Source organism: Brevibacillus sp. LEMMJ03 (genome assembly GCF_007197875.1).
Taxonomy (GTDB): domain Bacteria; phylum Bacillota; class Bacilli; order Brevibacillales; family Brevibacillaceae; genus Brevibacillus; species Brevibacillus thermoruber.
The window spans coordinates 159,874-186,351 of sequence record NZ_VKJN01000009.1 but is presented as its reverse complement, the minus strand read 5'-3'; the positions used below and the strand labels follow the sequence as shown (position 1 = coordinate 186,351).

The following is a 26,478-nucleotide window of genomic DNA, read 5'->3' as shown; positions in this document are numbered from 1 at the left end:
GCCGATTCATTTGACAATGCCAGAAGTGTCTCTGTGCATTTGCCGGACGAACGACCGGGGGCTCCGCTGTTCCCTGCCTGAAGCCAAACGTTACCACATTGATACAGGCGCGTGACGAGTGACGAGCGCAATCCGCCCCCAGCCACCAAAAAACTGCCGTCCCCTATTTTGAGGCTGGCAGTTCATCCGTTCATTTTAACAATTGAGCAAATCATACCAATTATCTGGAAATCCGATTAATAGCGATTTCGTTTTGGTCTTCGTTTTTCATATTTCCAAACAGTTTGGATAGGGTTCCGAATGACATATTCAACGGCAGCCCAGATAGGAAATTGACCATCGTATTTTTTTCGGTGGTGTTGGGCGAAAATCTCCTTTGATCGATCTATTTCTCGATCTAGCTCTTCTAAAAACTTCGAGTGAAATACTTCATTTACGAAGTAATTTTTTTCTCTATAGCTTAGAGGGTCTCCATACTTATTGGCGAGCAAATAAGCAACATGTGTTCTGAAAGCTATCTCAATTCGTTCAAGTACCGGTGAAAGTATACTTCTAAAGTTGGCATCAAAATCGTACAAACGGATAATTTGCTCAAAAGTGGTACCAGGTAAAAATACGTCATCTTTTTTCAAGTGGAGAGTGTATGCACTAATTCTGTAGTAATTATTCGTCTTTAACTTTTCAATCGCAAACGTCCCCAATAATCAGATTTCTGCTTTTCATTTTTTCTACTTGTTGTTCGTATGTAAGTGGTGGTTTTAATTCTCGCCTATACGCCGATTCGTTCACGAAAATCTCCCCTGAGAAACAAAAAGACTCACCCTGGTCCGCTTTGTGTAAACACAAGTCGCGTGGTGAGTACTGTTACAATAAATTGTAAACGACAAAAGATTGCCTGTCAAGGGAAGAGCGGGTCACGACCCCGCTCCTCTGTATTTGCGCACGCCCCAGTTCCAGACGGCGAGCCCGATGCCGAAAAAGATCACGCCCATGACCGGCGTGAACGCCGCGTAGGTGTACCACGTCTCCTTGCGCAAAAAGTAGGCGGCCGGGTAGACGCCGACGAAGGCGAACGGCAGGATGTACGTCAGCACGAAGCGAATCACCTTGTTGTACACGTCCACGGGATAGCGGCCGTACTGCTGGATGTTCCAGATCATCGGCGCGATGCCCGTGCGCGAGTCGGAGAAAAAGCTGATGGCGGCAATCGCCGTGTACACCCCGGCGTAGATCAGCGCCCCGCCGATCACCAGCACGACAAACACCAGCGGATCGTACCAGTGGAAGGACAGATCCAGCTTGAAAGCGGCGTAGCCCATGATGATCAGCCCGGAGATGACGCCGAAGATGCGGTCCGGCGCCATCGATTCCAGGCACACCTGGGCCAGGTTGTGCAGCGGCCGGGTCAGGATGCGGTCCATCTCGCCGCGGATGATGTAGCGCTCGTTGAAGTCCCAGAAGCTGAAAAACATCGAAAACAGCGCGTACGGAATCAGGAAGAAACCGTAGATAAAGATGATTTCGTCCCGCGTCCAGTCTTTCAGCAGCGGCACGTGCTGAAAGACGACGATGATGAAGACGAGATTGATCAGCTCGTAGATCAGATTGGAGACCAGGTCGCCGAAAAAGTCGGCCCGGTACGCCAGCCTGGTCTTGAAATACTGTCCGAGGTAATCGGCAAAGACGCCGATGATGTGTCGCGCGTTTTGCATCGGCTACCCTCCCTGCACGACCAGTTTGTGACGGGCCCGCCGCCACAGGATCAGGATCGGCATGAAAATCACCGCGATCCAGGCGGCCTGCAGCCCGATCAGCTCCCACGCCCGCTCCGGCGAAATCGCGCCGGTGAAGATCAGGCTGGGATAGTAGTTGATCGCCTGAAACGGCAGCCAGCCCATCAGCGTCTGGGCCCAGCCGGGGAAAAAGCTGATCGGCAGCACCAGGCCGGACATCAGATCGACGATCACCCGCTTGGCCCGCATCATCCCGTCGTTGCGGAACAGGAAAAAGGTAAACAGGCCGGTCAGCAGGTTCAGCTCCGTGTTGATGACAAACGCGAGCATGAGGCTGACCAGGTACAGGCCCCAGGCTTCCGGCGTTCCGGGGAAGCGGAACGGGATCAACAGGCTGACCAGAAAGATGCCGGGCGCCGCGAAAAAGAGCAGGCGAAAGACGCCCTCGCCGAACGCCTGCGCCGTTTTCACGGACAGGTAATTGTAGGGCCGGATCATCTCGATGGCCACCTTGCCTTCCCGCACGTCCTGAGCGATCTCCATGTCGATGTTGTTGAAGTAGAACGCCCGGGACATCCAGGCGATGGCGACGTATGCGGTCATCTGCTCCACGGTGAGGCCGCCGAGCTGTTGCTGGCCGCCGTAGATCGCTCCCCAGAGGAAGTAATAGGCGCCGATGTTGATCGCGTAGATGATGATGCCGCTGTAGTAGTTCACCCGGTAGGCGAGCATGGTCAGAAACCGGATGCGGATCAGTTCCAGATAGAGTTTACCCATGGCTGACGACCTCGCCGTCGGCCGAGTAGATGTTGCGCACGATGTCTTCCGTGCTGGCCTCCTTGATCTTCACGTCGCTCACCTCAAACGAGCCCATCACCACGGACAGGACGAACGGCAGCATGTCCTGGCTGCGCACCACCTTTACCCGCAGCGAGAACTCGTTGTCCCGCAGGATTTCACAGGGCAGCTCGCCGAGCGCTGCCCGCAGCTCTTCCGGCGCGGTCCGCTTCTTGAACTGGAATGCCACCTCGGTGCCGTTGCCCCACTTCTCTTTCAGTTCAGCCAATTGGCCGTCAAAGATCAGCCGGCCTTTGTCCATCACCAGCACCCGCTTGCAGAGCGCCTCGATGTCGGACACGTCGTGCGTGGTCAAGAGGATCGTCGTCTGTTCCGTTTCGTTCAGGTTGCGCAGAAATTCCCGGATTTTCTGCTTGACCAGCACGTCCAGCCCGACCGTCGGCTCGTCGAGAAAGAGCAGCTTCGGCTTGTGAATCAAGGCGGCGGCCACTTCGCAGCGCATGCGCTGGCCGAGGCTCAGCTTGCGCACCGGCTGGCTGACGAACGAAGCGATGTCCAGCTCCTCGATCAGGCGCTCCAGCCAGCGCTCTCCCGCTGCGTCGTCCACCTTGTAGACGTTTTTCAGCAGGCGGAACGATTCCAGCGGCGAGAGGTCCCACCAAAGCTGGGAGCGCTGTCCGAAGACGACGCCGATGGAGCGGACGTACTGCTCCCGCTGCCGGTACGGCACGTAGCCGTTGATGACGATCTCGCCGCCGCTCGGGGTGAGAATCCCCGTCAGCATTTTGATCGTGGTTGATTTGCCGGCCCCGTTTTCCCCGATCAGGGCGAACATCTCCCCTTCCTCGACGGTAAAGGAAATGTCGTCAACCGCCTTGACCGTCTTGTACTCCCGGCTGAACAAGTCGCGAAACGCACCCGCCAGGCCGGCACGGGCCTGATGGATGTGAAACTCCTTTTGTAGATGACTGACACGAATCATGACAACCCGTCCTTTGCTTGGCCTCTACGTAATCCATAGCTAAGTTTAGCGAAGGCCACTCATTTCTGCAAAATCAATTGTGCTGGAAAACGCTGTGCGCCTTTTTTTCGCTCTGCGGCTTCGTCTTTCCGAAACAAACCCCCACCTCCCTCGTCATACCGTATAAAGGATCGACTTTCCCCTGAAAGGAGTCAACCCGCATGCGTCACTCCCTGCTTCGTCTTCTGCTGTCCAGCATGATCCTGACAGGCTGTTGGGCAAACGTGCCGCCTTCCGACAAGCCGGAACCCACAACCGCCCCCGCTGCCTCTCCCGACTCTTCCCGCCAGACCTCTCCGGACGAATCGGTGTCCATTGTGATCACGCCCGCTTCGCCCAAAGTTGACGGAACCATCACCCTGCACGAGTTTCCCGAAGCCATTTCGCTCTCCCGGCAGGTCCCGGGTGCAGCGGTCGCGTTTACGGCCCGGCTGGCACGGGATGAAACGGTCACATGGCGGTTGGGAACGGATGAAGACGCCGCGGACGGCTGGTCGGTTTTACGCCCGCATTTTCCCCTCAACGAAGCGTACGTCATTACCGCAGAGGTACTGGGAGACAGCGGTGAGGTGCTGCAAACGGTCACGCTTGATTCGGTGGTGGCGCTGGACAGAAACGCGCCCCATCTCTTCGACGAACGTTCGGCCAAAGCCGGCGACGTGGTTGCCGGAATGACCATCACGTCCTTTTCCATGACACCGTTCCCCGACATGCCTCTCTCGTACGCGGGAATCGTGGAATTCGCCGGCGAAACGACGGTGAAAGCGACGTACCAGCACTTTGGAGCGGAGACGGAATTTTTGGCCAATGCCATTTGCTTTCACGTGGACCCGGAATACGAGACGCGACTCCCGCGCAGCCTGGGAGATGAGCGGGCGACGTTTTTTTGCGCCAAAAACGCGGACGCGATCCGCGCGCATGTCGGTCCCGCAGGAAGCACCGGACACGCCACGGTGATCCTTGACCACTACACCTTTGACTACCGCCCCACGGAGACCTGGAACCGGGCCACCGTCGTCAAGATCGACGCCGAACCGGACCCCAATCTGTTCGACGAGACCGCCGTCAAAACGAGCGATGTGGTCGCGGAGTGGACAGTCACGGCCATCGAGAAGACGGGAAATACCTACCATGACTTTGGCATCATTCGCTTTTCCGGCGAAGCCCGGGGCACCGGTACTTTTTATCAGGAAAATGCCGAAACGGTCTGTTTTGAGCCGGATCGTTCATTTGCAGTAAAAATCCCCCGCAGCCTGCAGGAGCCGCGGGGGACGGGGGTGTGCGCCGCAAACAGCCGGGACGTGCTGGCCAAACTGGGGAACGTGACGAACCGCCGTGGAGAACTCGTGATCAGCGACTACCGGTACGACAAGCGCGACTCGATCGATTCCTTCAACCTGGCGGTGTTTGTGGACTATCGGCTGCTGGACAGGTAGATCACCATCCCGGTTTTATCGTCCGACTTTTTGAAGCGGGGATAGGCGATGCACTCGGGGTCGCCGTTTTCCAGGGCGAGCAGGTCATCGGCATAGGCCTGCAGCCCTTTTTTCACGATCGGCAGAACCGTCGCCTCCCAGCCGGTCCACGCTTCTCCCCGGGCGGTCGGCCACAGCAATCCGTCTGTCACGAGCACGACGGCCTTCACGCCGGTCCGGTTGATCTTCCCGTACTCCAGAAAGTCGCGGCAGGCCGGATCGCCGTTCAGCACGCCGTAGCCGCCGTCCGTATTGGCCTGATACCGGTTGTCGATCAGAATATCGCGGACGTACTCGATCAGTTCCGCCCTCGTCCGCATGCCTGCCTGGATGCCTTCCTCCCATTTGCGAAAGGCTCTCTCCTCCAGATGTTTGACCTGCGGATGGGTCAGGGCCCGCACCGTATCGTCCGCGTACACGGCAAACAGCATGCAATCCCCGGTCTGCGCGTAGCGAATCTCCTTCTCGCCGATCCGCACCGCCGCCACAGCCGCACCCCACAGCGCTTCTTTCCGGGACAGGTCCACCTGTTCGCTTTGCATCCGCTCCCGCAGACATGCATTGGCCGCGAGCAGGGCATCGAGCAGATCGCTGTCCGCAGGCAGACGCTGCAAATGCTCTTTCACTACCCGGGCGGCGATCGCCCCACCCGTCATCCCCGCTTCGTCCGTATACGGGATCAGTGACGACACGCCGTCAATCACGGCGTACACGCACTGGGACTCGTTGACGGCATAGGCGTCCTCGTTGGGTCTGCCGCCGCTTCCGGCAATCGACAGGCATTCGATTCGCATGATGGTTCAACCGCCTCCTTGCGCTCTGGAAACCACCGCAAAATTGTATCATTTTTCCAACCCCCCCGCCAGATGCACCTTTCCCGATTACGCCCCGGAGCCGGCTGTGGTAAGATGATGAAGGACTTTGTGGACAGAAAAGAGGGAGTACATATGAAACGAGATCGATCCGCGCAACTGCACGAAGAGGCGATGGAGGTCATCCTGGGAGGGGTGAACAGCCCGTCCCGCTCGTTCAAGGCGGTCGGCGGCGGCGCCCCCGTCACGATGGAACGGGCGCAGGGCGCCTATTTCTGGGACGTCGACGGCAACCGGTACATCGACTATCTGGCGGCGTACGGCCCGATCATCACCGGCCACGCCCACCCGCACATTACCAAGGCGATCGCTGAAGCGGCGGCCAACGGCACGCTGTACGGCACGCCGACGCCGTGGGAAATCCAGTTTGCCCGCATGATCCGCGAGGCGATTCCGTCGATGGAGCGCATCCGCTTCAACAACTCCGGAACGGAAGCGGTGATGACCTGCATCCGCGTCGCCCGCGCGTACACGGGACGCGTCAAGATCATCAAATTCGCCGGCTGCTACCACGGCCACTCCGACCTGGTGCTGGTGGCGGCGGGGTCGGGGCCGTCCACGCTGGGCATTCCGGACAGCGCCGGCATCCCGCAGAGCATCGCCAACGAAGTGATCACCGTCCCCTACAACGACATTGACGCGTTTGCGGAAGCGATCCGCGTCTGGGGACATGAGACCGCGTGCGTCCTGGTGGAGCCGATCGTCGGCAACTTCGGAATCGTGCCGCCCAAGCCCGGTTTCCTGGAAGCGGTGAACCGGATCGCCCACGAGGCGGGTGCGCTGGTCGTCTACGACGAAGTGATCACCGGCTTCCGCTTCTGCTACGGCGGGGCACAAAACCTGCTGGGCGTGGAGCCGGACCTGACCGCGCTGGGCAAAATCATCGGCGGCGGGCTGCCGATCGGAGCGTACGGCGGCCGGCGCGAGATCATGGAGCAGGTGGCGCCGCTCGGCCCTGCCTACCAGGCGGGCACGATGGCGGGCAATCCGGCGTCGATCCGGGCCGGCATCGCCTGCCTGGAGGTGCTCCGGCAGCCGGGCGTCTACGAGGAGTTTGAACGGTTGGGGGCGCTCCTGGAAGAGGGTATTCGCCGCGCCGCCGATACACACGGAATCACCGTTCAGGTGAACCGCGTCAAAGGAGCGCTGGCCGTCTACTTCACGGACCGGCCGGTCACCGACTACGCCTCCGCCCAGGCGGCGGACGGGGAATTGTTTGCCCGCTTCTTCCGGCTGATGCTGGACGAGGGCATCTGCCTCGCGCCGTCCAAATACGAAGCCTGGTTCATCACCACCGCTCACACGGAAGACGACATTCGCGCCACCGTGGCGGCCGTGGACCGCGCATTTGCCGCGCTCGCGAAGTAACCGGGCAGAAATTGCCTGCGGGAGCCGCCAGCCGTCCCGGGCATACTAGCCTGTGACAGCACACAAACAGGAGGGAACCCCGTGTCCAAAGGCGAACACACTTACCCGCAGGCGCCGGAAAAGACAATGGACCCGAAGATGAGCTCCAAGATGATGGAGGTCGTGGGCTTCCAAAACCCGCGAAAAACCGAACATCACAAAACCCAACAGCACGACCGATAACCGGTGGACGAAAAAGCGCATTCCTCTATTTACCAAAGGGGAATGCGCTTTTTTTAAAGCCCGTGGGACAGCCGTTTTTATCGAACAAAAACATTTTATTTGCATAAAAACGCTTTCAAACGCATAAAAAGCCAGACGATTCCTTGTGTCCCCCTTTTATTCGTGGTATTCTAGACATTACAATTTTGAACTTTCCGAATTGTCTACAGGGGAGGTGGAGGGTCAGGCCATCTGACCGAGACCATGCTACACAACAGACAGAGAAAAACGATTGAGCAGTTTCAAGGCTACCATGCAATCGAACACGACAGCTGCGGCATCATCTGTATCATCGAGAAGTCGGGAACGCCGACGCGGACCAACGTTCAGGAAACGATCCGCTCGCTGATCCAGATGGAACACCGCTCCGGCTTTATCGACGGGGAAGGGGACGGCTGTGGCATTCTGACGGACATCCCCCGTGCGCTCTGGTCCGCCTATCTGCACCAGGCCGGGCTGGACGGCGACGTGGCCCGTGATCCGCGCTTTGCCGTCGCCCACATCTTCGTGCCGCGCACGGGCCACGACCCGCAGGCCGTCCAGGAAGCGATTCGCGGGCTGTTCGCCGCGCACGGCGTGGAGATCCTGCTGGAGCGGGAAAACGCCGTCAACCCGGCGGTGCTCGGCAAAAACGGCAGGCGGGACGAACCTGTCTTCTGGCAGTTGGCCGTCTTCGCGCCGGAAGGCTTGAGCCAAGCCGCGTATGCCAGCCGCCTGTTCGAGCTGCACATCGCCATCGAATCGGCCCACAACGTGCACGTCGCTTCGCTCAGCCCGGTTACCAGCGCGTACAAGGTAATGGGCGCCGCCAACATTCTGCCTCAGTACTTTCACGACCTGGCTGACGAACGCTTTGTCTCGTCCGTCACCATCGGTCACAACCGCTATTCCACCAATACCTTGTCCAACTTCTTCCGCGTTCAGCCGTTTTCCCTCTTGGGCCACAACGGCGAGATCAACACGATCAGCAAGCTGGAAGAAGAAGCGCAGATGCTCGGCGTACCTTTGGTCGACGGCGGCAGCGACTCGCAAAACGTCAACCGCACGATCGAGACCTTCATCCACCGGTACGGCCTGAGCCTGTTCGAGGCGATGGAAGTGGTGTTCCCGCCGATCCATCACGAGATGAAAAACCTGCCGTATGACCTGCAGGACTTGTACACGTACCTGCGCCAGGCCTGGGGCCACTTTGCCCAGGGACCGGCCGGGATCGTTTCGCGGTACGGCAGCGAGTGCGTGTTCAGCGTCGACGCCCTGGGGCTGAGACCGCTGTGGATGGTGGAAAGCGCCACGTCCTATTATTTCTCCTCCGAGCAGGGGATCATTCCGGTTCATCAAATGGCAAGCGAACCGAAACCGCTCGCGCCCGGGGAGAAGGTGGGCGTCATCCTGCACGAGGGGCGCGAGGTGGAAGTGATCCCGCACCACAAGCTGCAGGAGATCGTCCGCGACCGCTTCGCGGAAAAGGTGGAGGCGGCCGGTGCCCGTCAGCACCTGCACTTTGCCTATGAGACCAACGCGCTCGTCGCCGAACCGGACACGCCGGCTCCGACCTCTTCCGTCTACAGCGCGTTCGGCTGGGACCGCGAGCAGATTCAGCTCGTGGAGCAGATGTCCGCCAACGGCGCCGAACCGATCCGTTCGCTCGGCCACGACGGGCCGCTGGCGGCACTGTCCAAGGAGCGGCAAAACCTGGCCGACTACATCAAGGAAAGCGTGGCCGTCGTCACCAACCCGGCGATTGACCGCGACCGGGAGATGGAGCATTTCTCCACGCGCGTCGTGATCGGGACCCGCGTACCCCTGTCCGGCAAATCCTCGGACGGCCTGCGCCTGGAGCTGCCCTCGCCGCTGCTCTTCGAAGGGCAGTCGCTCCAGGAAACGGCGCAGCAGCAGGGCACGCTGTCGCTGGAACAGGTGATTCACTACTTCAACAACCATCCGTCCAGCATCGCGATCCTCTCGACCCACTTCGAGCGGGAAAGCGGACTCGCAAGCGGGCTGAAACGGCTGCAGGAATCGGCCGTGCAGGCGGTGCAAAACGGAGCCGTGCTGCTCGTGCTGGACGACACGGAGACGCATCAGAACGGCCGGTACTGGATCGATCCGCTGCTCGCCGTGACCGCTGTCGACCAAGGCTTGAAAGCGGCGTTTGACGCCGACGGCACCAGCCTGCGCCGCCGGGCCGGCATCATCCTCCGCTCCGGCGCCGTCCGTTCGCTGCACGACCTGGCCTTGTCGCTCGGTTCCGGAGCGGACGCGGTCTCGCCGTACCTGATGTTTGCCACCGCCTTTGCCAAAGAGGGAGCGGCATCGGCCGCCAATCTCTACGTCGCGCTGAACAAGGGGCTGGAGAAAGTGATCTCCACCATCGGCATCCACGAACTGCGCGGCTACGGCCGGCTGTTCTCCTCCATCGGGCTGCACAAGGACGTGGCGGAGGCGCTCTCCATCGTCAACTTCTGCGGTTCCGATCGGGCCGGCCTCTCCTTTGCCGATCTGGAGGCGGACAGCGTCAAACGGCACGAGGATTACGCCAGTGCGACGGCGCGGGAAGCCAAGACGTTCCACATTTTCCCCCGCCTGTGGAAGCTGATCGGGCAGGTGGCCGCCGGCGAGATTCCGTACGCCGACTACGCGTTGAAGCTGGAAGAAAACGAACGGGACAACCCGATTGCGATTCGTCACGTGGCCGACTTTGCCTATGACCGGACCGAGCGGCAGGTGGATCCGGCACAGGTGGACATCAGCGTAGGCGAGCACTCGCTGCCGTTTTTGATCTCCTCCATGTCGTTCGGCTCGCAGAACGAAACGGCCTTCCGCGCCTACGCCGAAGCCGCCGACCAGCTCAACATGATCTGCATGAACGGCGAAGGCGGCGAAATCAAAGACATGCTCGGCCGCTACCGCAAAACGCGCGGCATCCAGGTGGCGTCGGGACGCTTCGGCATCAACGTGGAACTGGCCAACGCGGCGAATATCCTGGAAATCAAGATCGGCCAGGGGGCGAAACCGGGCGAAGGGGGACACCTGCCCGGCTCCAAGGTAACGGCGAAAATCGCCGCCGCCCGGAACGCCACGATCGGCTCCGACCTGATCTCGCCGTCCAACAACCACGACATCTACTCCATCGAAGATCTGGCGCAGATGATCACGGAGCTGAAGACGGCCAACCACGAAGCCAAGGTGTGCGTCAAGGTGCCGGTCGTGCCCAACATCGGGACCATCGCCGTCGGCATCGCCAAGGCAGGCGCCGACTTCATCACCCTCTCCGGCTTTGACGGAGGAACGGGGGCGGCCCGCGTCCACGCCCTGCAGCACGTGGGGCTGCCGGCCGAGATCGGCGTCAAAGCCGCCCACAATGCCTTGCTCGAAGCAGGGCTTCGCCACAAGGTGGAACTGTGGGCCGACGGCGGCGTGAAAAGCGCAGCGGACGTCGTCAAGCTGATGCTGCTCGGCGCCAATCGCGTCGGCTTCGGCACCCTGGCCATGATCGCCGTCGGCTGCACCACCTGCCGCGGCTGTCACCTGGACACCTGCCACGTGGGCATCGCCACCCAGATCGACTCGCTGGAAGAGGCCCACGAAAAAGGGCTGCGCCGCTTTGTGCCACGCCAGTTCGACCTGGCCGTCAACGGGCTGAAAACCTTCTTTACCCTGTTTGGCGAGGAAGTGCGCCGCATCACCGCTGCTCTCGGCTTCAGCCGCACGCAGGATCTGGTCGGCCGCTCCGACCTCCTGGTCCAAACCCGCCTGCTGGAGCGAATCGACCTGTCGGCGCTGCTGGCTGTCCATCCGCTGTACACGCCGGAGACAGCCGCCGTACAGGCGAAAGAAGCGGAGGAGCGCGTGCTGGTCACCGCCGGCGCTGCCGCCGCATCGGAGAACCGCTACTTCAGCCCGGATCGTCCCATCCGGGAGACGTTTGCCGGCATTCTGTCCAGTGAACGCGTGCTGGGCAGCCGCTGGTCCGGCGCCCGGGTGAAAGATTACCTGGACGGCAGCTACGCTTCTCTGCCGGAAGTGTCGCTCCACTTCACCGGCGGCAGCGTGCCGGGCAACGGTCTGGCCGCCTACAACGCACAGGGCGTTACCATTCGCGTGGAAGGCGGCGCCCAGGACGGCGTCGGCAAAACCAGCTTTGGCGGCCGTGTCTCCATCCTCAAGCACAAGGGGCTGAACGGCGCGTACATCAACGGCTCCGTCGGCAAGAGCTTCTGCTACGGGGCGCAAAAAGGCTTGTTCATCGTGCAGGGCAACGCCGATTCCCGCGCCTGCATCCGCCTCTCCGGGGCAGACGTCGTGTTCGGCGGCGAAATTACCGAGCCGATTCGTGACGAGCTGGGCGGCATCGGGGCACGGGCCAACCTGAAAGGCTTTGCCTTTGAGTACATGACCAACGGGCGCGCCGTCGTGCTGGGCGATCCCGGTCCGTGGATCTGCGCGGGCATGACCGGCGGTGTCGTCTACGTCCGCCTCCAGCCGGAGATGGGCTTTGACCGGGCAGCCCTGGAGCGCCGGATCGCCAAGGGGGCGAAGGTGTTCCTCTACCATCTGGACGAAAAAGGCGTAAGCGACGTGCGCGAGCTGCTCTCCGCCTACAAGGAAGAACTGCTTGCCACCGAGCAGTACGAGACGGCGGGCCGCATCCAGAAGCTGATCGACGATCCGGCCGCCCACTTCCTGATGATTTCTCCGAAAAAAGAACAGGCCGATCCGTCTGTCTCCACCGAGTGACACCCCCCCGCCGGCGGCTGTACCGCCTGCCGGACGGGACCACCGGCCTGCAACCACTCGCACTCTTCCCTTTCCCGGGAAGAGTGCTTTTTTTGCCACATATAAGCATTCGCTGATATTGTCAATGTTGGTCAAAGACTGTACAATAAATAGTGAAACCGTCACCTGTGATGATCGTACAAATACGTGTAGGGCAAACTAGGTTGTGTTGTTCCAAACAGGCATGATTATAGATGAGGAGTGAGAGCGAATGATTTTGTTTCACCCCATGGATTTTCTGATTTTCATCGCGTTCGGCCTGTCGCTGTGGGCCCAGTTTCGCGTCAAGGGAACGTTTAACCGCTACGCCGATGTTCCCGCGTCTTCCGGCCTGACCGGTGCGGAGGCAGCCCGCCGCATGCTGGACGCCAACGGCCTGACGCACGTTCCGGTTGAACACATCCCCGGTACGCTGACCGACCACTACGATCCGATTTCCCGCACGGTCCGTCTGTCCGATCCGGTCTACTTCGGCAATTCCATCTCGGCTATTTCCGTCGCCTGCCACGAGGTAGGGCACGCCGTGCAGCACAAGGTCTCCTACCCGATGCTGGTGGCCCGCCACCGCATCTTCCCGGTCGTCAACTTCGCGTCGGGGATCGCACCGCTGCTGCTGCTGGCCGGCTTCTTCTTCCATGCGGCCAATCTGCTGTTTTTGGGGATCGTCTTCTTCTCCGCAGCGGTCGCCTTCCAACTGATCACGCTGCCGGTCGAGTTCAACGCAAGCAGCCGCGCCAAAGACATGATGGTCAAAATGGGCTTCATCCGCAACACGGAAGAACGGGGCGTCAACAAGGTGCTGGGTGCCGCCGCGCTCACCTATGTGGCCGCCGCGCTGATCTCCGTGCTCGAACTGGCAAAGTACGTGATGATCTTCAACAGCTCCAACGAAGACTGATGAGAATTGCAGCGCATGCACTGACAGGTACAGCCTCCCGGTTTCGGGAGACTGTACCTTTTTCATTAAATCCGCTACGATAGGAGAGAAGGCATGTATGTACATAGGAATAATCGGGTTGGGCAGCATGGGGCAGATGTTGGTGAAAGGCTTTTGCAAAAGCGGCGTCGTCACCCCCGGCGAGCTCGTCGTCTTCAACCGGACGCGGGAAAAAGCGGAGCGTCTGCGGCGGGAATACCCGTTTGCGATTGCCTCGACCGCTCAAGAGGTGTGCCAACGGGCGGACATCGTGTTCATCTGCACGAAACCGCTTGATGTGCTGCCGCTGCTGCGAACGCTCGACCTCCCTGCTAAGACGCACCTCGTCTCCGTCGCGGCCGGTGTCACCTTGGCCGACCTGGAGGCGGTCCACGCGGGGCCCGTCAGCAAAGTGATTCCAACGGTAACCTCGCAGGAACTGCGCGGCGTCTCCCTGTACGCCTGCGGACGCCGCGTGACGCCTGCGCTGCGGGCGGATCTGCTCCGTTTGCTGACCGCGCTGGGGAATGCGGAGGAGGTCTCAGAGGAGAGCATCGAGACGGCCACCATTCTGACCAGCAGCGCTCCCGGTCTCTTTGCCGGCATCCTCGACGCGTTTGCCCGGGCTGCGGTGCGGCAGTCCCCGGAACTGGAACTGGATACGGCACGCCGGATGCTGGCGGAGACGCTCATGGGCACTGCGCTGCTGCTGGAAAACGAGCGGCTCGATTTTCACCGGTTGATCGAACGGGTCGCCACCAAAGGGGGCATCACCGAAGAAGGGCTGCGCGTGCTGGACCGCACGCTCCCGGCCGCGTTTGACGACCTGTTTGCTGTGACGAAAGCCAAACACGCCCTGCTGAAAGAACGGCTGCAGCAGTTTTCCCGCAACGAGAAAGGAGACAGATGAGATGAAAATCGGATGGATCGGGCTGGGCAACATGGGCATTCCGATGGCCGGCAATCTGTTGGCCGCCGGATATGAGGTGAAGGTGTGGAACCGCACGCCAAACAAGGCGGAGCCGCTGCTCGCGCGGGGAGCCGCCCTGGCCGGCTCGTTGGCCGAACTGGCGGCGGAATGCGATATCGTGTTTACGATGGTAAGCGATGACGAGGCGGTCAAGGCGGTCTACACCGGACCGGAGGGTCTGCTCGCTTCCGGTGCGCGCGGCACACTGGCCGTGGACATGAGCACGGTCTCTCCGGAGACGTCCCGCTTTGTGGCGGAACAGTGCCGGCAGGCGGGCTTCCGCTTCCTGGACGCGCCGGTCTCCGGCAGTGTCGGCCCGGCCAAAGAAGGCAAGCTGGTGATCATGGTCGGCGGCGAACCGAGCGACTTTGCCCAAGTCAAACCGCTGCTGGACAAGCTGGGCAAGCTGGCGCTTCACCTCGGCCCCAACGGCGCCGGCACGTCGGCCAAGCTGGCCATCAACCTGCTGTTGGGCATCACCGTGCAGGGAGCGGCTGAAACCCTGCTGTTCGCCCGCAGCATGGGCATCCCGACCGAGCAGATGCTGACCATCATCGCGGAGAGCGCGGTCGGCACGCCGCTGATCCGCGGCAAGGAAGCGTCCATTCTCGCCGACGACTACCCGGCCGCGTTTGCCCTCAAGCACATGGCCAAAGACCTGCGCCTCGCCCGGGAAGAAGGCGTCTCCACGCCGCTGGCCGAATCGGTGGCCGCCTGCTACCGCGCCGCGCTGGAGGACGGCCTGGGCGATCTGGACGTGATGGCGATTCTGCGTTTTCTGGACCGGAAGTAGAGCCGATCCATTTTTCATGTGGCACAGGCAGAGACAGCCGCGGGTGGAGAACAGAACGTGCTGTTTGCTACAATCATGGTAGGATGGTATCACGAGAAAGGAGGAGTGGGACGCTGTGAGATTCCCTTCAAGAGTAGATCGTTGGCTGGCCGTTGTGATCTGGGGGACCATGCTGCTGGTGATTCTGGAAGGGGTCCAATCCTTGTTTACAGGAACCTTGGGAACAAACGAAAGAATCGCCCTGTTTTTCGTTCACTTCGTTTTGCCTTGTTTCCTCCTCTGGCTGGTTACGTCGGTCTGCTACATCATCGAAAACGATGCCTTGATCATCCAATACGGACCGTTCAAGAAAATCATCCCGCTCGACAGCATCAACAGGGTGAGAAAAACCTCAAACCCGCTTGCCAGTCCGGCCTTGTCGCTGAAAAGGCTTGAAATTGTATACAATCATCAAAAAACGGTGCTGATTTCACCAAAAGACCGGGAAGCGTTTATGCGTTTGCTGCAAACGCGCTGTCCGCATGCGGTCATGGAATGGTAAACAAACGGGACAGGGAAATGAAACCGCCCCTTCCACGCAGCAGCCCCCTTCGGTACACCCGGAGGGGGCTTTTTCTGTGCCTTCCTTACACTCTCCGCAAACGCAATGCCAGCAGCGCGGCGATTCCGGTCAGCGCGGCGGCGAGGAAATAAGCCCAGCGCGGCCCCAGCCATTCGGCTGCCGCTCCCATTGCCAGCACCGAGCAGCCGAAGACCAGCGCATCCATGGTTCCCTTGGCGGACAGCACGACGGGCAGGTCCGCCTCGCCGGCCGCCTGCTGCAGCAAGGTTTGTTTGGCGATCGCCTGGAGCTGAAACACCGGCCCCAGCGCAAACGAGAAAACGAGAGCGGCAACCGGACTGCCGCTTGCACCAAACAGCAGGGTGACGAGACCGCTGGCCGACGTTCCGACCGTCACCCAGCGCGGCAGGTTGTCCTGCAGGCGGGAGGCGAGTGCCAGCATGACGGCGCCGCCCGCAATCGAGCCGAGCATGTAGGCCGCGTTGAGATAGCCCCACCACGCTTCCCCTTTCTTCAGAACTTGGGTCACAAACGGCAGCATGATAGCGGCAACCCAGACCGCTCCCGCCCATCCTTCCAGCACGTCGATCGCCACGAGCAAACGGAGCCGCCTGTTTCGGCCGATGGCCCGCCAGCCGGCCAGCAAGCCCTTGTCATCCTCGCGCCGTTCCGTCCCGGAGACGGGATGGACGAAAATCAGCGCCACAGTGGCCAACAGATACGCGGCCGACGTTCCCCAGAGTACGGCAGCGTGCCCCAGCCAGGCAACCAGCAGGCCCCCCGCCGCCCATCCGGCAAACTGGACGGACTGGTCCGTCGCGGCCAACAAGCCGTTGGCCCGAAGCAGGCGCTCCCGCTCCACCAGTCGGGGCACCAGGGCGTTGCGCGCCGGAGCGGCCCAGCCATCCAGAAACGCGATGGCAAACACCAGGACGAGTACGGACAGGACCGCCTGCGCGTGCGCTCCGCTGCCGGCCACGAGCCATGCGGCCAGGAACAGCAGGAGCGTCTTTGCGCCCTGCGACATGATCAGGACGGCCAGCAGCGGCATGCGCTGAAACACCAGCGGGGCCAGAAAACCGCTCACCGCCTGGGCGGCGACAAACAGCACCGGCACCATCGCGGTGAAGACGGCGGAATCCGTCGCGGCATACACGGCGGAGATCACCGCCACGACATAAAAAACATCCCCCAGATTGGCCAGCGACTGTCCCATCCAGAGGAAGCAAAAACGCTTGTTCAGCATGATACGATCCTCCTGTCGGCTTCAGGGCCAACCGTGTCCCTGAAGATGCGTTATTCGGTTGTACACGTGCAAACCGACAAAAGGATCACAAGGGAGGAACGCTCCTTTCCATGGAAGTGGTTACGAATTTCTTATGTCTCCGTTTCCCGCAAGGGCTTTTTTCGGAAGAAGCTGAAGAACACCCAGCCGGCATTGATGAACAGCAGAGCGCTGGTCATCAGGAACACCCCGTTGATGCTGACGAAACCGGCCAGGAAGCCGCCGATCATCGGCCCCAACATGCTGCCCATGCTGACAAAGCTGTTGTTGTACCCGTACACGCGGCTGATCATGTGACTGGGCGTGAGACGGCGCAGCAGGGCGTTGACAGAGGGGAGCAGGCCGCCGAGCGACAAACCGAGCAAAAACCGAAGCACCGCCAACTGGGTAACATTTGCCGCCAGGGCCTGCGGAACGAACAATGTGGCCGCGAACAGCAGGCTGCCGAACAAGACCCGGTGGGAGCCGTAACGGTCTCCCAACCGTCCCAAGAGCGGCGCCGCCAGCACGTTGGCGATGCCGGTGGACGCCTGGACCACGCCCGCCCAGAAGGCGACGTTTCCCTGCTGATGCAAAAGCTGCGAAATGTAAATCGGCAGCACCGGCACGATGCTGAACAGGGCAAACTGGATCATCACCGTCACGAAGAAGACCGCCGGCAGCTCCCTGGAGGTGAAAATCTTGCGAAAATCATCCGACAGACTGGAGCGTTCCCTGGCCTTCGGGGGCACAAACGCTTCCTTTACGGTAAACGTAATCACCAGCGTCGCCAACAGGACTAGGCTGCCGGTCACGACAAAGATCATGCGGAACCCGATCCGATCGGCCAACACCCCGCCGATCAGCGGTCCCATAATGGAGCCCGCAGTCACGAACGACTGCAGCAGCCCCAATGCCCACCCCGCTTTTTCCCTGGGCGCGTTGGAGGCGACCAGGGCCGTGCTGGCCGGGATGATGCCTCCCACCGTTCCGTTCAAGAGGCGCAGGGCCAAAAGCTGCCACAAGCTCCCGGCAAAACCGGTCGCCGCGATGATGACGGACATGAAGTAACCGGAGCGCAAGATCATGATTTTGCGGCCGTACTTGTCAGCCAGATTGCCCCAGATCGGGGACACCAGACTGGCGGTCAAAAAGTTGGCGCCAAAAATGACTCCTGCCCATGCGGTCACTTCATGCGGGTCTTCCACCCCAAAATCCTGCTGGATATACAGAGGCAAAAACGGCATGACCATGCTCATCGCCATCATGACGACAAACAGCGCCCCGCACAGTACATACAAGTTGCGTCTCCACGTTTCCACGGGAGCCCTCCTCCTTTCCGGTGCGAGGAAACGCGTCGGCCTCGTCGTCTCCTCCACGGCCCCACGCGTATTCGTTGACAGGCTGGGTTCCCTACGACACCGGTTGCTGTTCCGTGGGAGCGCCCAGATCCTGCACGCTCCACAGATTATGATACACACCTTTTTGCGCCAGCAATTCTTCGTGTCTTCCCTGTTCGACAATCCGCCCCTCTTTCATCACCACGATCTTGTCCGCGTGGGTGATGGTGGAGAGACGGTGAGCCACGATGATCGTGGTGCGCCCTTTGGTCAGGCGGGCCAGCGACTCCTGAATCATGTGCTCCGACTCCAGGTCGAGCGCCGACGTGGCCTCGTCCAGAATCAGGATGCCCGGATCGCGCAGGAAGACGCGGGCGATGGCAATCCGCTGTTTTTGCCCGCCGGACAGCTTGACTCCCCGCTCGCCCAGCTCGGTGTCGTATCCATCGGGCAGTTCCATGATGAACTCGTGGGCGTTGGCCGCCTTGGCCGCTTCGATCACGGCCGCTTCATCCGCTTCAGGATTGCCCATCAGGATGTTCACCCGCGCCGATTCGCTGAACAGGATGTTGTCCTGCAGCACCATGCCGATGTGGCTGCGCAGATTCTGCTGCTGCACGTCGCGGATGTCGACCCCGTCGATGGTGATCCGTCCTTCCGTCACATCCCAGAAGCGGGGCAGCAGGCTGATCAGCGAGGTCTTGCCTCCGCCCGACATGCCGACGATGGCGACCGTCTCGCCCGGATTGATCGTCAAATTGACGTGATCCAGCACCAGCGGCCCTTCCTCCCGATAGCGAAACGAGACGTTTTCAAACCGGATTTCGCCGCGAATCCGCCCCGTCTGCGGATCGACCGGCAGCCGGCCGGCGCCGGGCTTGTCGACGATGTCATACGATTCGTCGATAAATTCAAACATCCGATCCATCGAAGCCACGGCCTGCGTCAGCGTGGTGGACGAGTTGACCAGCCGGCGCAGCGGCGTGTAGAGGCGTTCCAGATACGCGTAAAACGCCACCAGCGTACCGGTGGTGAGCGTTCCCCCGATCACCTGGTAACCGGCGTAGGCGATCACCATGAGCGGCGCGATGTCCGTGACCGTGTTGACCACGGCAAAGGTGTTGGCGTTCCAGCGCGTATGGTCCAGCGCCTTTTGCAGAAAGCGGTTGTTTTCCTTGGCGAACGCCCGGGTTTCGTGCTCCTCCAGGGCAAAGCTGCGGATCAGCGACATGCCGTTTACGCGCTCGTGCAGGTGACCCTGCAGGTGGGCCAGGGCGGCCGAGCGCTCCCGCGTAAGCTGCCGCAGCCGCTTGTAGAAGTATTTGACGGACACCGCGTACAGCGGAAAGACCAGAATCGCGACCAGCGTGAGCTTCACGTCCATGTACAGCATCACGCTGAGGGTCAGGCCGATCGTAATCAGGTCCAGCCAGATGTTCATCAGGCCCGTTTCGATAAAGCTCTTGGTCGACTCCACGTCGTTGATGACCCGGGAGACCACTTCCCCCGTCTTGTGGTTGTTGTAGTAGCGCATGGAGAGCCGCTGCAGATGGGCGAACAGTTGGTTGCGGATGTCAAACAAGATGCGGCTGGACACCCACTGGGCGTAGTACTGCCGCAGGTACTCCACGGGCGCCCGCACGACGGTAAAGACCACAAAGGCCACCGCCATCAGCCAGAACAGTTGAGTCAGCTTCTCCTCCCGGGGCATGGGGCTGGGCAGCAGGTCATCAATCACGTACTTGATCATCAGCGGCAGAAGCAGCGGTATCGAAAACTTGATGATGCCGATAAAAATAGTCCCCAGGATCTGTTTCCAATAGGGCATGACGTAGGCCATGTAACGCCGGATGCTGCTCACGGTCATCCCTCCTTTTGCCAGTTCCCGCTTTCCCTCCTACATCTATTCTTCCCGGGGCAGATGATGACCGGCCAAACAAGGAAATCCCTCTCCCGGCCGTTCGGGAAAGGGATCATTCCTCGTCTTCGCGCACCAACAGGTAACGCTCGTACCAGCGTTGGACAAATCCGTTTTGAAAAGGGCCCCGCCGCAAGCGGACCCAATCCAGCACTTCCCGGAGAGCGGTCTGCACGCGTTCGACGACGAACGGAGGGTAGTTCATCTGCTTGCTGTGCAGCAGAAACTCCTCTTCGTCGAGAATGGTGTAAGTCATGTCGGGAAACACTTTGACGTCCAGATCGTAATCGATGTAGCTCAACAGATTTCCTTTCAGGCTAAAAGGCGAACCGATGTTGCAGTAGTAATAAATGCCGTCGTCGCGAATCATCGCGATGGTATTGAACCACTGTCCGCGGCCAAACGTGCAGATGGCAGGCTCTCTCGTCCGCCATTCCCGGCCGTCTGCCTCTGTTACCTTGACCCGGTCGTTGCCCCCAATCACGACCGCATCGCTGGAATGAATCAGCGTCGTCTTGTCCCAGATGCGGTGCAGTGAATGGTCGTGCTTAAAGCTTTCAATGCGGATGATGGAGCCTGGAGCTGGCGACATGACTCTCCCCTTTCTTCTCTTCTCTATATGAATGGGGATAAGCCTCCCTTAAGAAGAGAGCTTTTTGGAAAGTGTAACATATTTTTGCATCTCGTAGCCAAGTGAATAGTAAAAAGGGAGAACCTCCGGGTTGTCCTGATTCACCATGATCAAAACGCGATGGACACCCCGTTGCTGGAAGCGTTTTTCGATCGCCTCCACCAGCTTCCGTCCGATGCCGGTCCCCTGCAGGCGGGGAGTAACGGCCAACCGGTAAAAGTAGGCGCGTGATCCGTCGATCGTGCCGACGACCACCCCCACCACTTCTCCATCCTTTTCCGCAACCATGACCAAATCGCTGTCCCAGGCCAACTGTTTGGCCAGGTCGTTCAATGACTCCGTTTCCGATTCTTCCAAACCGGTTTCTTGCCAGATACGCGTTATCGCCGAATAGTCACCGAGCCGAAACGGACGAATCAGCATACGTTGCCTCCTTCGATGCCTTCTTCTCCTATTGTACACCACTTGGACAACTTTGTCTCCGTATGAACGCGAGAAACAGGTCGCGATCGGGGATACAGCCCGTCCGGCCCGGTCCAGACGGACTTAGGTCAACAGCGACAGGCCGCCGTCCACGATAATGGTCTGGCCGCGGATCATCCAGGCCTGATCGGACAGCAGGAACATGACCGCATTGGCCAGATCGTCCGGCTCCACGATGCGGCCGGCCGGTGTCCGCGCCGCCGAGTGGGCCAGGAGCTCCTCGCGGTTGGGGAAGTGACGGAGCGCGTCGGTGTCCACGGCTCCCCCGGAAACCGCGTTGACGACGATGTTGTACGGCGCCAGTTCGACGGCCAGGTAGCGTGTGAGGGCTTCCAGTGCCGCTTTGGAAACGCCGACAGCGGTGTAGTTGTCCAGCACGCGAATCGAGCCGAGGCTGGAGATGCTGACGATTTTCCCGCCCTCGCCGTTCTTCATCATTAGTTTGGCCGCTTCCTGTCCGCAGAACAACAGGGCCTTGCTGTTAATCTCCATCGTCCAGTCCCAGTGGCTCTCTTCCAGTTCCATCAACGGGCGCAGCACACCGGACGCGGCGTTGTTCACCAGTACGTCCAGGCGGCCGAACTCCCGGTCGATTTCGGCAAACAGCTCCTTGATTTTGGCCACGTCGCCCACGTTTGCCTTCACCAGGTGAACGCGGACTCCCAGGGCTTCCAGCTCCGCCGCCGTTTCGCGGGCGGCCGTGCGGTTGCGCAGGTAGTTGAGCACCAGGTCATATCCCTGTTCCGCCAGCCGGCGCGCGATCGCCTTGCCGATCCCCCGGGTTCCGCCCGTAACGAGCGCCACTTTTCGGTTTGTATGCATGAGGGTTCCTCCTATCACACCAACTATTAATATCAGGTACCAAAAAAGAACATTCTCATTATACACCGGGACTGTCTGATTTGCCACCGGACCACTTGCTCCCGGCGGCGGGACGGCAGGGATGGAAGCGGCGGCGGACAGCCATACTAAACGAAACAACTTGTGCCGGAAGGCGGGGAAGGAGTGTTTTCATGTTCATAGGCCGCGAACTGTCCGAGCTGACGATGACACCGCTCTCCCGTTGGGAATTGAACGAACTGCTCTACTACCATCACGCCATGTCCCAACTGGCTGCCTATCTCAATGCCGAAGGGAGTTCGCTCCACGCCCGCATCGTCCGCGAGCTGGAATCCCGCGGACCGGTCGGAGGAGACGGCGGCGGCTGGGATCACGCGTCCGCGCCGATTTACGATTGAACAAAAGGAGGGAATGCCGATGAAAACCGCAACCCGCCAATGGGGCATCATCATCGGGATCGTGGCGCAGTCTTGCGGCCATGATCGGACTGCTGTACATGTTTTGGTAACCCCGCCAAAAGGCTGTCCGGCTCCCGCGTCCAGGCCGGAGCTGTCCATTGTTGTCAGAAAATACTTTCTTCTTGCAATTGGGCAAAAAATGCTTTACACCAAGAAAAAATTGCCATATTCTAAGAATACGATTCATCACTTGAATGGAAAGGAGGCTGTGCCGCTATGATGATCAAAGGAAATCCCAATGGAACCGATTTGCTCGTGGTTGCTCCAACTTCATACGGCAGTGCCTCCCGGACGGACGAATCGTAGCAGGACTCGTGTCTTTGCCATGCCCCTTTCGTCGCATACCCGACCGCAGGCGCTGTCGCTTGCGGTCTTTCTGTTTCTTTGCTGCTGGAAACAAGACCGCAGGCTTTGGCCCGCGGTTTTTTTGTCACTTTTTCCTTGGAAGGAGGTGAGACGGATGGTATTCCACTTCTTGTTTTTCACGGTGAAGATCGAGCGCAAAAAGCCCAGCGCCAAACAACGCGCCGCCGAGTACCAGCGCGCCCGCTATTTGCAGGAACGCGCCGAGGCCCAGGCGCTCGAAGCCGCCCGGTATCCGGAATTTCTCACTCGCGTGTAACGCGAAACAGAACCCCGTTGAGGAGGGATGTTGTATGAGCAGCAGGCAAAAACGTCAAAGGATGCGGTTCACGGGAGTCAAATCGATAGACGGCGGCTGACTGAACCAGACAGTTTGCACAGGAGGGGTATGGTCATGTACATTCCGATGATTTTCTTTACCATCATCATCGAAAGACGCGTGATCTCCGCGGAAGAGCGCGAAGCCCGCTGCCGGCAGCAGCAGGCGATCGCGGAGTGGGAAGAGCAGCGCATGCGGCAGGCGTCCCAGTTTCCCGAGTACTGTACGCGGCTGTAAGCGCGGAGAGACATCCACCTGCGACAAAAGCGACCGGTCACCGGTCGCTTTTGACTGAGACAAACCTATTGCAGCGGTGGAGAAGCATGTTTCCAGGCGGAGCGACTTGTGAGCCCTACCAAGCGGAGCAGCGATTTGCGGGAAAAAAGGAGCGCCACCTCTGAATGGGCTGCGCAGCGATGCGGCTTTGGCGATCCCCCGCAAATCGGTGCGGAGCGTGCAGCCTGTGCTTCTCTGCTGGGCGAGCACGGAGCGGATGCCGGAAACGTGCTTCTCCCTCCAGCAGTTACTTTGTCTGCACACTGAAGCGACCGGTCACCGGTCGCTTTTGATCGTTTCCAGGATTTTTTGATGAGCCACGGGAAACGCGAGCCCGGCCAGTTCATCCGCTGTCGCAAAACGGACGTTCGGCGGCAGGTCGTCTCCCTCGATCCAGTCGCACCGCCACACTTCCATGTGCCACTGCAGGTGAGAAAACGTATGCGTCAGCTCCATCAGCGGCTCGGTCACCTCCACGTCCATCCCGAACCGCTGCCTCAGCCCCTGCAAAAGCGCCTCCTGCTTCAGGGAACGCGTGTCGGCGTCCGTCTCCACCATGGGAAACTCCCACATGCCGGCCAAAAGCCCCTGCTCCGGCCGCTTGTTGATTAAGACGGCGTCCCCGCGCATGACCACCGCCACCTGCAGCCGGACGACACGAGGCGGTTTGGCCTTGCCTTTGACCGGCAGTTCGTCCTGTACCCCTTCCTTCCGGGCGAGACAGTAGTCAAACACGGGACAGGTGAGACACTGCGGCGTCCGCGGCAGACAGACGAGAGCGCCCAGCTCCATCAGCGCCTGGTTGAAATCGCCCGCCCGGCCATGCGGAATCACCTGCCGCACGAGGTGTTCCACCTTGACCCGGGTCGCCGGCTTGGCGATGTCGTCCGTCAGGTAGAGCAGCCGGGAAAAGACGCGCATCACGTTGCCGTCCACGGCCGGTTCCGGCTTTTCGTAGGCGATGCTCAGAATGGCGCCGGCGGTGTACGGCCCGATGCCTTTCAGCGTGGCGATCTCTTCCGGCGTGTCGGGAATGACGCCGCCGTAGCGTTCCTGCACCTCCCGCGCGGCCGCCTGCAGATTGCGGGCGCGCGAGTAGTAGCCAAGCCCTTCCCACGCCTTCAGCACTTCCTCCTCCGGCGCTTCGGCCAGCGCGGCCACGGTGGGGAACTTGGCCATGAAGTTCTGGTAGTACGGCTTGACCGTTTCCACGCGCGTCTGCTGCAGCATGATCTCCGACACCCAGACGCGGTACGGATCGCGGTTGATCCGCCAGGGCAAATCCCGTTTCTGGGAATCGTACCAGGCCAGCAGATCGCGGGAAAAGCCAAACACGTGAAACTCTTCCGGCAACGTATACGTCAATGCCTTGCGTTTTTTACCTGCCATCGTATTCCTGCTTGCTCCTTTTGTCAGCCAAATCGATCGGGCGAAACGCCCAGATGTTCAGCTTGGCGGCCCCTCCCGCGACGCACTCGCAAAACGCCTGATCGGCGCGCCGCCACTGTTTGATGCGCTCATACTGCTCCACCGTTTCCACGTCAAACGCTTCGACGAACAGGCCCGGCTGGTCCAGGCCTTCCCAAAACCGGTACTGACGGGCTCCCATCGCTTCCATCCTCCCGGCCATGGCAGCCAGCAGCTCCAGGCACCGGTCCCGCTTCGACTCGTCCGTCTTGTATTCGATAAACACGGTAAGCACAGCCTCTTCTCTCCTTTCGATCCCTTTCATCATACCCGTCTGTGCGGCAGGGAACAAGCGCGCAATTTTTTCAGATCCGAAGGGAAATCTCCCGCCCAAGTCGCTATAATAAGGAATAGAAACGGCAGGAACAAAGGAGGGAGAACACGTAATTCATGGACACCGCCACACACTTTGTCATGGGCTTCGGACTGGCCGGCCTGGCCCACCTCGATCCCGTCGTGGCCGCGACGCCGGGGCTGGCGGAGGCGGTGGCGATCGGCACCGTCATCGGCTCCCAGGCTCCCGATCTGGACGGTTTCACCCGCGTCCGGGGGAGCGCCGCCTACATCCGCCATCACCGGGGAATCTCCCACTCCATTCCCGCCCTGTTTGTCTGGACGGCAGCGGTGTTTGCCCTGGTGCAGGCGGTAACGCCGCAGACGCACTGGCTTCACCTGTTGGGCTGGATTTTTGCGGCGGTCTGCCTGCACGTATTTGTCGACCTGTTCAACGCGTACGGAACCAAAGGCCTTTACCCTTTTCGCGACAAGTGGATCGCCTGGAACGCCATCTTCATCTTCGACCCGTTTATTTTTGCCGTCCATGTGGCCGGTCTGATGCTGTGGGGCGCGGGCGCGGAGCCGGGGCCTCTGTTTTTCTGGATCTATCTGCTGATCGCCTGCTATTACGTCTGGCGCTGCCAGGCGCAAAAGCGGACGACGGCGTTGGTCCGGGAAAGCGTCGGCAAGGAAGGCACGTACACCATCATTCCCACGCTCTCCTGGAACCAGTGGACGTTTGTGATCAGGACGGAGCAGCACTGGTACGTCGGGGAAGTGCACGGCGGGGAGGTCACGATCCTGGACGTGTTTGCCATCAAACCGGAAAGCGAACTGGTGGCGGCGGCCAAACAAAGTCCCAAGGTACAGGCGTTTTTGTCGTTTACCCGCTACGCCCACGTGGAGACGAAGGAACAGCCCTTCGGCTACGAAGTCAGGTGGTTTGACCTGCGCTACCGCGCCCGCTATCAGGGCAAGAGCCACTACATGTTTGTCGCCGTCGTCTATCTGGACAAGGAACTGCACATCCGCGACTCGTTTGTCGGCTGGATTCACCGCGGCGAGGAGCAGTTGGCCAAAAAGCTGGACCCCGAAAAAGAGATCCAGCTCAACTAGCGTCCGTTTGATCCGTGAAAAAAGCGCGTGCCCTGTGGGCAGGCGCTTTTTTGCGATGCTCCGGCGCGTCCCGGATTGCGCCCGTTTTTCCGCTTTGGCGGCCGATCCGGAGCGAAGACACCATCTGTCCCGCATCCCGTTTCGAAAACTGCCCCTTTTGCCGTGCACAGTCCCTCTCTATG

General features: G+C 60.2%; 26 protein-coding genes. 13 read left to right on the top strand and 13 right to left on the bottom strand.

Annotated features, from left to right (window positions below; genetic code table 11):
* Positions 1-236 precede the first annotated feature (236 nt).
* The 4 genes from FOI68_RS13575 to FOI68_RS13560 all read right to left on the bottom strand — a co-directional run bounded on the left by FOI68_RS13575 (position 237) and on the right by FOI68_RS13560 (position 3,513).
* A complete protein-coding gene (locus FOI68_RS13575; RefSeq protein WP_143863484.1) occupies positions 237-701 on the bottom strand; it encodes an Abi family protein in 465 nt (154 codons plus the stop codon).
* 213 nt (positions 702-914) lie between these two features.
* On the bottom strand, positions 915-1,712 hold the full coding sequence (locus tag FOI68_RS13570) for an ABC transporter permease (RefSeq protein ID WP_029100599.1): 798 nt from the start codon (positions 1,710-1,712) through the stop codon (positions 915-917).
* Between the two features lie 3 nt (positions 1,713-1,715).
* The gene (locus tag FOI68_RS13565; RefSeq protein ID WP_029100600.1) at positions 1,716-2,510 is read right to left on the bottom strand and encodes an ABC transporter permease; all 795 of its coding nucleotides are present in this window, start codon (positions 2,508-2,510) and stop codon (positions 1,716-1,718) included.
* A complete protein-coding gene (locus FOI68_RS13560) occupies positions 2,503-3,513 on the bottom strand; it encodes an ABC transporter ATP-binding protein (RefSeq protein WP_029100601.1) in 1,011 nt (336 codons plus the stop codon). Before FOI68_RS13560 ends, FOI68_RS13565 begins: the two co-directional genes overlap by 8 nt.
* A gap of 200 nt (positions 3,514-3,713) precedes the next feature.
* Here FOI68_RS13560 and FOI68_RS13555 point away from each other — a divergent pair, with 200 nt between their 5' ends.
* A complete protein-coding gene (locus FOI68_RS13555) occupies positions 3,714-4,988 on the top strand; it encodes a hypothetical protein (protein WP_143863483.1) in 1,275 nt (424 codons plus the stop codon).
* On the opposite strand, the gene FOI68_RS13550 is transcribed toward FOI68_RS13555, so the two are convergent.
* The gene (locus FOI68_RS13550) at positions 4,967-5,821 is read right to left on the bottom strand and encodes a protein phosphatase 2C domain-containing protein (protein ID WP_143863482.1); all 855 of its coding nucleotides are present in this window, start codon (positions 5,819-5,821) and stop codon (positions 4,967-4,969) included. The two genes, FOI68_RS13555 and FOI68_RS13550, sit on opposite strands and share 22 nt — an antisense overlap.
* Before the next feature lie 153 nt (positions 5,822-5,974).
* Between FOI68_RS13550 and FOI68_RS13545 the strand changes: the two genes are divergently transcribed.
* The 7 genes from FOI68_RS13545 to FOI68_RS13520 all read left to right on the top strand — a co-directional run bounded on the left by FOI68_RS13545 (position 5,975) and on the right by FOI68_RS13520 (position 15,524).
* Positions 5,975-7,267 carry a glutamate-1-semialdehyde 2,1-aminomutase gene (locus FOI68_RS13545; protein WP_143863481.1) on the top strand — a complete coding sequence of 431 codons (1,293 nt, stop codon included), beginning with the start codon at positions 5,975-5,977 and terminating at the stop codon, positions 7,265-7,267.
* A gap of 81 nt (positions 7,268-7,348) precedes the next feature.
* Complete coding sequence (locus tag FOI68_RS23495; protein ID WP_162836754.1) at positions 7,349-7,489, top strand: hypothetical protein; 141 nt, start codon at positions 7,349-7,351, stop codon at positions 7,487-7,489.
* A gap of 243 nt (positions 7,490-7,732) precedes the next feature.
* Positions 7,733-12,265 carry a glutamate synthase-related protein gene (locus FOI68_RS13540; RefSeq protein ID WP_143863480.1) on the top strand — a complete coding sequence of 1,511 codons (4,533 nt, stop codon included), beginning with the start codon at positions 7,733-7,735 and terminating at the stop codon, positions 12,263-12,265.
* Between the two features lie 253 nt (positions 12,266-12,518).
* Positions 12,519-13,202 carry a zinc metallopeptidase gene (locus FOI68_RS13535; RefSeq protein ID WP_029100606.1) on the top strand — a complete coding sequence of 228 codons (684 nt, stop codon included), beginning with the start codon at positions 12,519-12,521 and terminating at the stop codon, positions 13,200-13,202.
* A gap of 97 nt (positions 13,203-13,299) precedes the next feature.
* Positions 13,300-14,130 carry an NAD(P)-binding domain-containing protein gene (locus FOI68_RS13530; RefSeq protein ID WP_143863479.1) on the top strand — a complete coding sequence of 277 codons (831 nt, stop codon included), beginning with the start codon at positions 13,300-13,302 and terminating at the stop codon, positions 14,128-14,130.
* Between the two features lies 1 nt (position 14,131).
* Positions 14,132-14,983 (top strand): NAD(P)-dependent oxidoreductase, encoded by an 852-nt coding sequence (locus FOI68_RS13525; protein ID WP_044900375.1) that lies wholly within the window; start codon positions 14,132-14,134, stop codon positions 14,981-14,983.
* Positions 14,984-15,098: 115 nt separating this feature from the next.
* Positions 15,099-15,524, top strand: coding sequence for a PH domain-containing protein (locus tag FOI68_RS13520; protein WP_143863478.1), 426 nt, complete (start codon positions 15,099-15,101; stop codon positions 15,522-15,524).
* An 85-nt stretch (positions 15,525-15,609) separates the two neighbouring features.
* On the opposite strand, the gene FOI68_RS13515 is transcribed toward FOI68_RS13520, so the two are convergent.
* The 6 genes from FOI68_RS13515 to fabL form a co-directional block, all read right to left on the bottom strand.
* On the bottom strand, positions 15,610-16,791 hold the full coding sequence (locus FOI68_RS13515) for an MFS transporter (RefSeq protein WP_143863477.1): 1,182 nt from the start codon (positions 16,789-16,791) through the stop codon (positions 15,610-15,612).
* A gap of 131 nt (positions 16,792-16,922) precedes the next feature.
* Entirely contained in the window at positions 16,923-18,131 is a 1,209-nt protein-coding gene (locus tag FOI68_RS13510; RefSeq protein WP_035298521.1) for an MFS transporter, read from the bottom strand.
* 91 nt (positions 18,132-18,222) lie between these two features.
* Positions 18,223-19,989, bottom strand: coding sequence for an ABC transporter ATP-binding protein (locus FOI68_RS13505; RefSeq protein WP_238551023.1), 1,767 nt, complete (start codon positions 19,987-19,989; stop codon positions 18,223-18,225).
* 133 nt (positions 19,990-20,122) lie between these two features.
* Positions 20,123-20,659: a DUF402 domain-containing protein gene (locus FOI68_RS13500; protein WP_029100611.1), complete on the bottom strand. Its 537-nt coding sequence runs from the start codon at positions 20,657-20,659 to the stop codon at positions 20,123-20,125.
* Positions 20,660-20,707: 48 nt separating this feature from the next.
* Positions 20,708-21,121: a GNAT family N-acetyltransferase gene (locus tag FOI68_RS13495; protein WP_029100612.1), complete on the bottom strand. Its 414-nt coding sequence runs from the start codon at positions 21,119-21,121 to the stop codon at positions 20,708-20,710.
* A 123-nt stretch (positions 21,122-21,244) separates the two neighbouring features.
* Positions 21,245-22,003 (bottom strand): enoyl-[acyl-carrier-protein] reductase FabL, encoded by a 759-nt coding sequence (gene fabL, locus FOI68_RS13490; RefSeq protein WP_029100613.1) that lies wholly within the window; start codon positions 22,001-22,003, stop codon positions 21,245-21,247.
* A gap of 191 nt (positions 22,004-22,194) precedes the next feature.
* Between fabL and FOI68_RS13485 the strand changes: the two genes are divergently transcribed.
* From FOI68_RS13485 to FOI68_RS13475, 4 genes are all read left to right on the top strand, one after another.
* Positions 22,195-22,419, top strand: a complete 225-nt coding sequence (locus tag FOI68_RS13485) for a hypothetical protein (protein ID WP_029100614.1) — start codon at positions 22,195-22,197, stop codon at positions 22,417-22,419.
* A 19-nt stretch (positions 22,420-22,438) separates the two neighbouring features.
* Positions 22,439-22,699, top strand: coding sequence for a hypothetical protein (locus FOI68_RS13480; protein WP_143863476.1), 261 nt, complete (start codon positions 22,439-22,441; stop codon positions 22,697-22,699).
* A gap of 240 nt (positions 22,700-22,939) precedes the next feature.
* Positions 22,940-23,101, top strand: a complete 162-nt coding sequence (locus FOI68_RS23490; protein WP_176703334.1) for a hypothetical protein — start codon at positions 22,940-22,942, stop codon at positions 23,099-23,101.
* A 135-nt stretch (positions 23,102-23,236) separates the two neighbouring features.
* The gene (locus FOI68_RS13475; RefSeq protein ID WP_141669745.1) at positions 23,237-23,398 is read left to right on the top strand and encodes a YrzI family protein; all 162 of its coding nucleotides are present in this window, start codon (positions 23,237-23,239) and stop codon (positions 23,396-23,398) included.
* A gap of 315 nt (positions 23,399-23,713) precedes the next feature.
* On the opposite strand, the gene mutY is transcribed toward FOI68_RS13475, so the two are convergent.
* Complete coding sequence (gene mutY, locus FOI68_RS13470) at positions 23,714-24,826, bottom strand: A/G-specific adenine glycosylase (protein WP_044900380.1); 1,113 nt, start codon at positions 24,824-24,826, stop codon at positions 23,714-23,716.
* Positions 24,816-25,139 carry an MFS transporter gene (locus FOI68_RS13465; protein WP_044900381.1) on the bottom strand — a complete coding sequence of 108 codons (324 nt, stop codon included), beginning with the start codon at positions 25,137-25,139 and terminating at the stop codon, positions 24,816-24,818. Before FOI68_RS13465 ends, mutY begins: the two co-directional genes overlap by 11 nt.
* A gap of 155 nt (positions 25,140-25,294) precedes the next feature.
* Between FOI68_RS13465 and FOI68_RS13460 the strand changes: the two genes are divergently transcribed.
* Entirely contained in the window at positions 25,295-26,296 is a 1,002-nt protein-coding gene (locus FOI68_RS13460) for a metal-dependent hydrolase (RefSeq protein ID WP_035298529.1), read from the top strand.
* Positions 26,297-26,478 lie beyond the last annotated feature (182 nt).

Bases quoted from the DNA above. Each gene is read 5' to 3' on its own strand.
- FOI68_RS13570 (WP_029100599.1), bottom strand. From the start codon at position 1,712: ATGCAAAACGCGCGACACATCATCGGCGTCTTTGCCGATTACCTCGGA.
- FOI68_RS13565 (WP_029100600.1), bottom strand. From the start codon at position 2,510: ATGGGTAAACTCTATCTGGAACTGATCCGCATCCGGTTTCTGACCATG.
- FOI68_RS13560 (WP_029100601.1), bottom strand. From the start codon at position 3,513: ATGATTCGTGTCAGTCATCTACAAAAGGAGTTTCACATCCATCAGGCC.
- FOI68_RS13555 (WP_143863483.1), top strand. From the start codon at position 3,714: ATGCGTCACTCCCTGCTTCGTCTTCTGCTGTCCAGCATGATCCTGACA.
- FOI68_RS13550 (WP_143863482.1), bottom strand. From the start codon at position 5,821: ATGCGAATCGAATGCCTGTCGATTGCCGGAAGCGGCGGCAGACCCAAC.
- FOI68_RS13545 (WP_143863481.1), top strand. From the start codon at position 5,975: ATGAAACGAGATCGATCCGCGCAACTGCACGAAGAGGCGATGGAGGTC.
- FOI68_RS13540 (WP_143863480.1), top strand. From the start codon at position 7,733: ATGCTACACAACAGACAGAGAAAAACGATTGAGCAGTTTCAAGGCTAC.
- FOI68_RS13530 (WP_143863479.1), top strand. From the start codon at position 13,300: ATGTACATAGGAATAATCGGGTTGGGCAGCATGGGGCAGATGTTGGTG.
- FOI68_RS13525 (WP_044900375.1), top strand. From the start codon at position 14,132: ATGAAAATCGGATGGATCGGGCTGGGCAACATGGGCATTCCGATGGCC.
- FOI68_RS13515 (WP_143863477.1), bottom strand. From the start codon at position 16,791: ATGCTGAACAAGCGTTTTTGCTTCCTCTGGATGGGACAGTCGCTGGCC.
- FOI68_RS13505 (WP_238551023.1), bottom strand. From the start codon at position 19,989: ATGGCCTACGTCATGCCCTATTGGAAACAGATCCTGGGGACTATTTTT.
- FOI68_RS13500 (WP_029100611.1), bottom strand. From the start codon at position 20,659: ATGTCGCCAGCTCCAGGCTCCATCATCCGCATTGAAAGCTTTAAGCAC.
- FOI68_RS13495 (WP_029100612.1), bottom strand. From the start codon at position 21,121: ATGCTGATTCGTCCGTTTCGGCTCGGTGACTATTCGGCGATAACGCGT.
- fabL (WP_029100613.1), bottom strand. From the start codon at position 22,003: ATGCATACAAACCGAAAAGTGGCGCTCGTTACGGGCGGAACCCGGGGG.
- FOI68_RS13485 (WP_029100614.1), top strand. From the start codon at position 22,195: ATGTTCATAGGCCGCGAACTGTCCGAGCTGACGATGACACCGCTCTCC.
- FOI68_RS13480 (WP_143863476.1), top strand. From the start codon at position 22,439: ATGAAAACCGCAACCCGCCAATGGGGCATCATCATCGGGATCGTGGCG.
- FOI68_RS23490 (WP_176703334.1), top strand. From the start codon at position 22,940: ATGGTATTCCACTTCTTGTTTTTCACGGTGAAGATCGAGCGCAAAAAG.
- FOI68_RS13475 (WP_141669745.1), top strand. From the start codon at position 23,237: ATGTACATTCCGATGATTTTCTTTACCATCATCATCGAAAGACGCGTG.
- mutY (WP_044900380.1), bottom strand. From the start codon at position 24,826: ATGGCAGGTAAAAAACGCAAGGCATTGACGTATACGTTGCCGGAAGAG.
- FOI68_RS13460 (WP_035298529.1), top strand. From the start codon at position 25,295: ATGGACACCGCCACACACTTTGTCATGGGCTTCGGACTGGCCGGCCTG.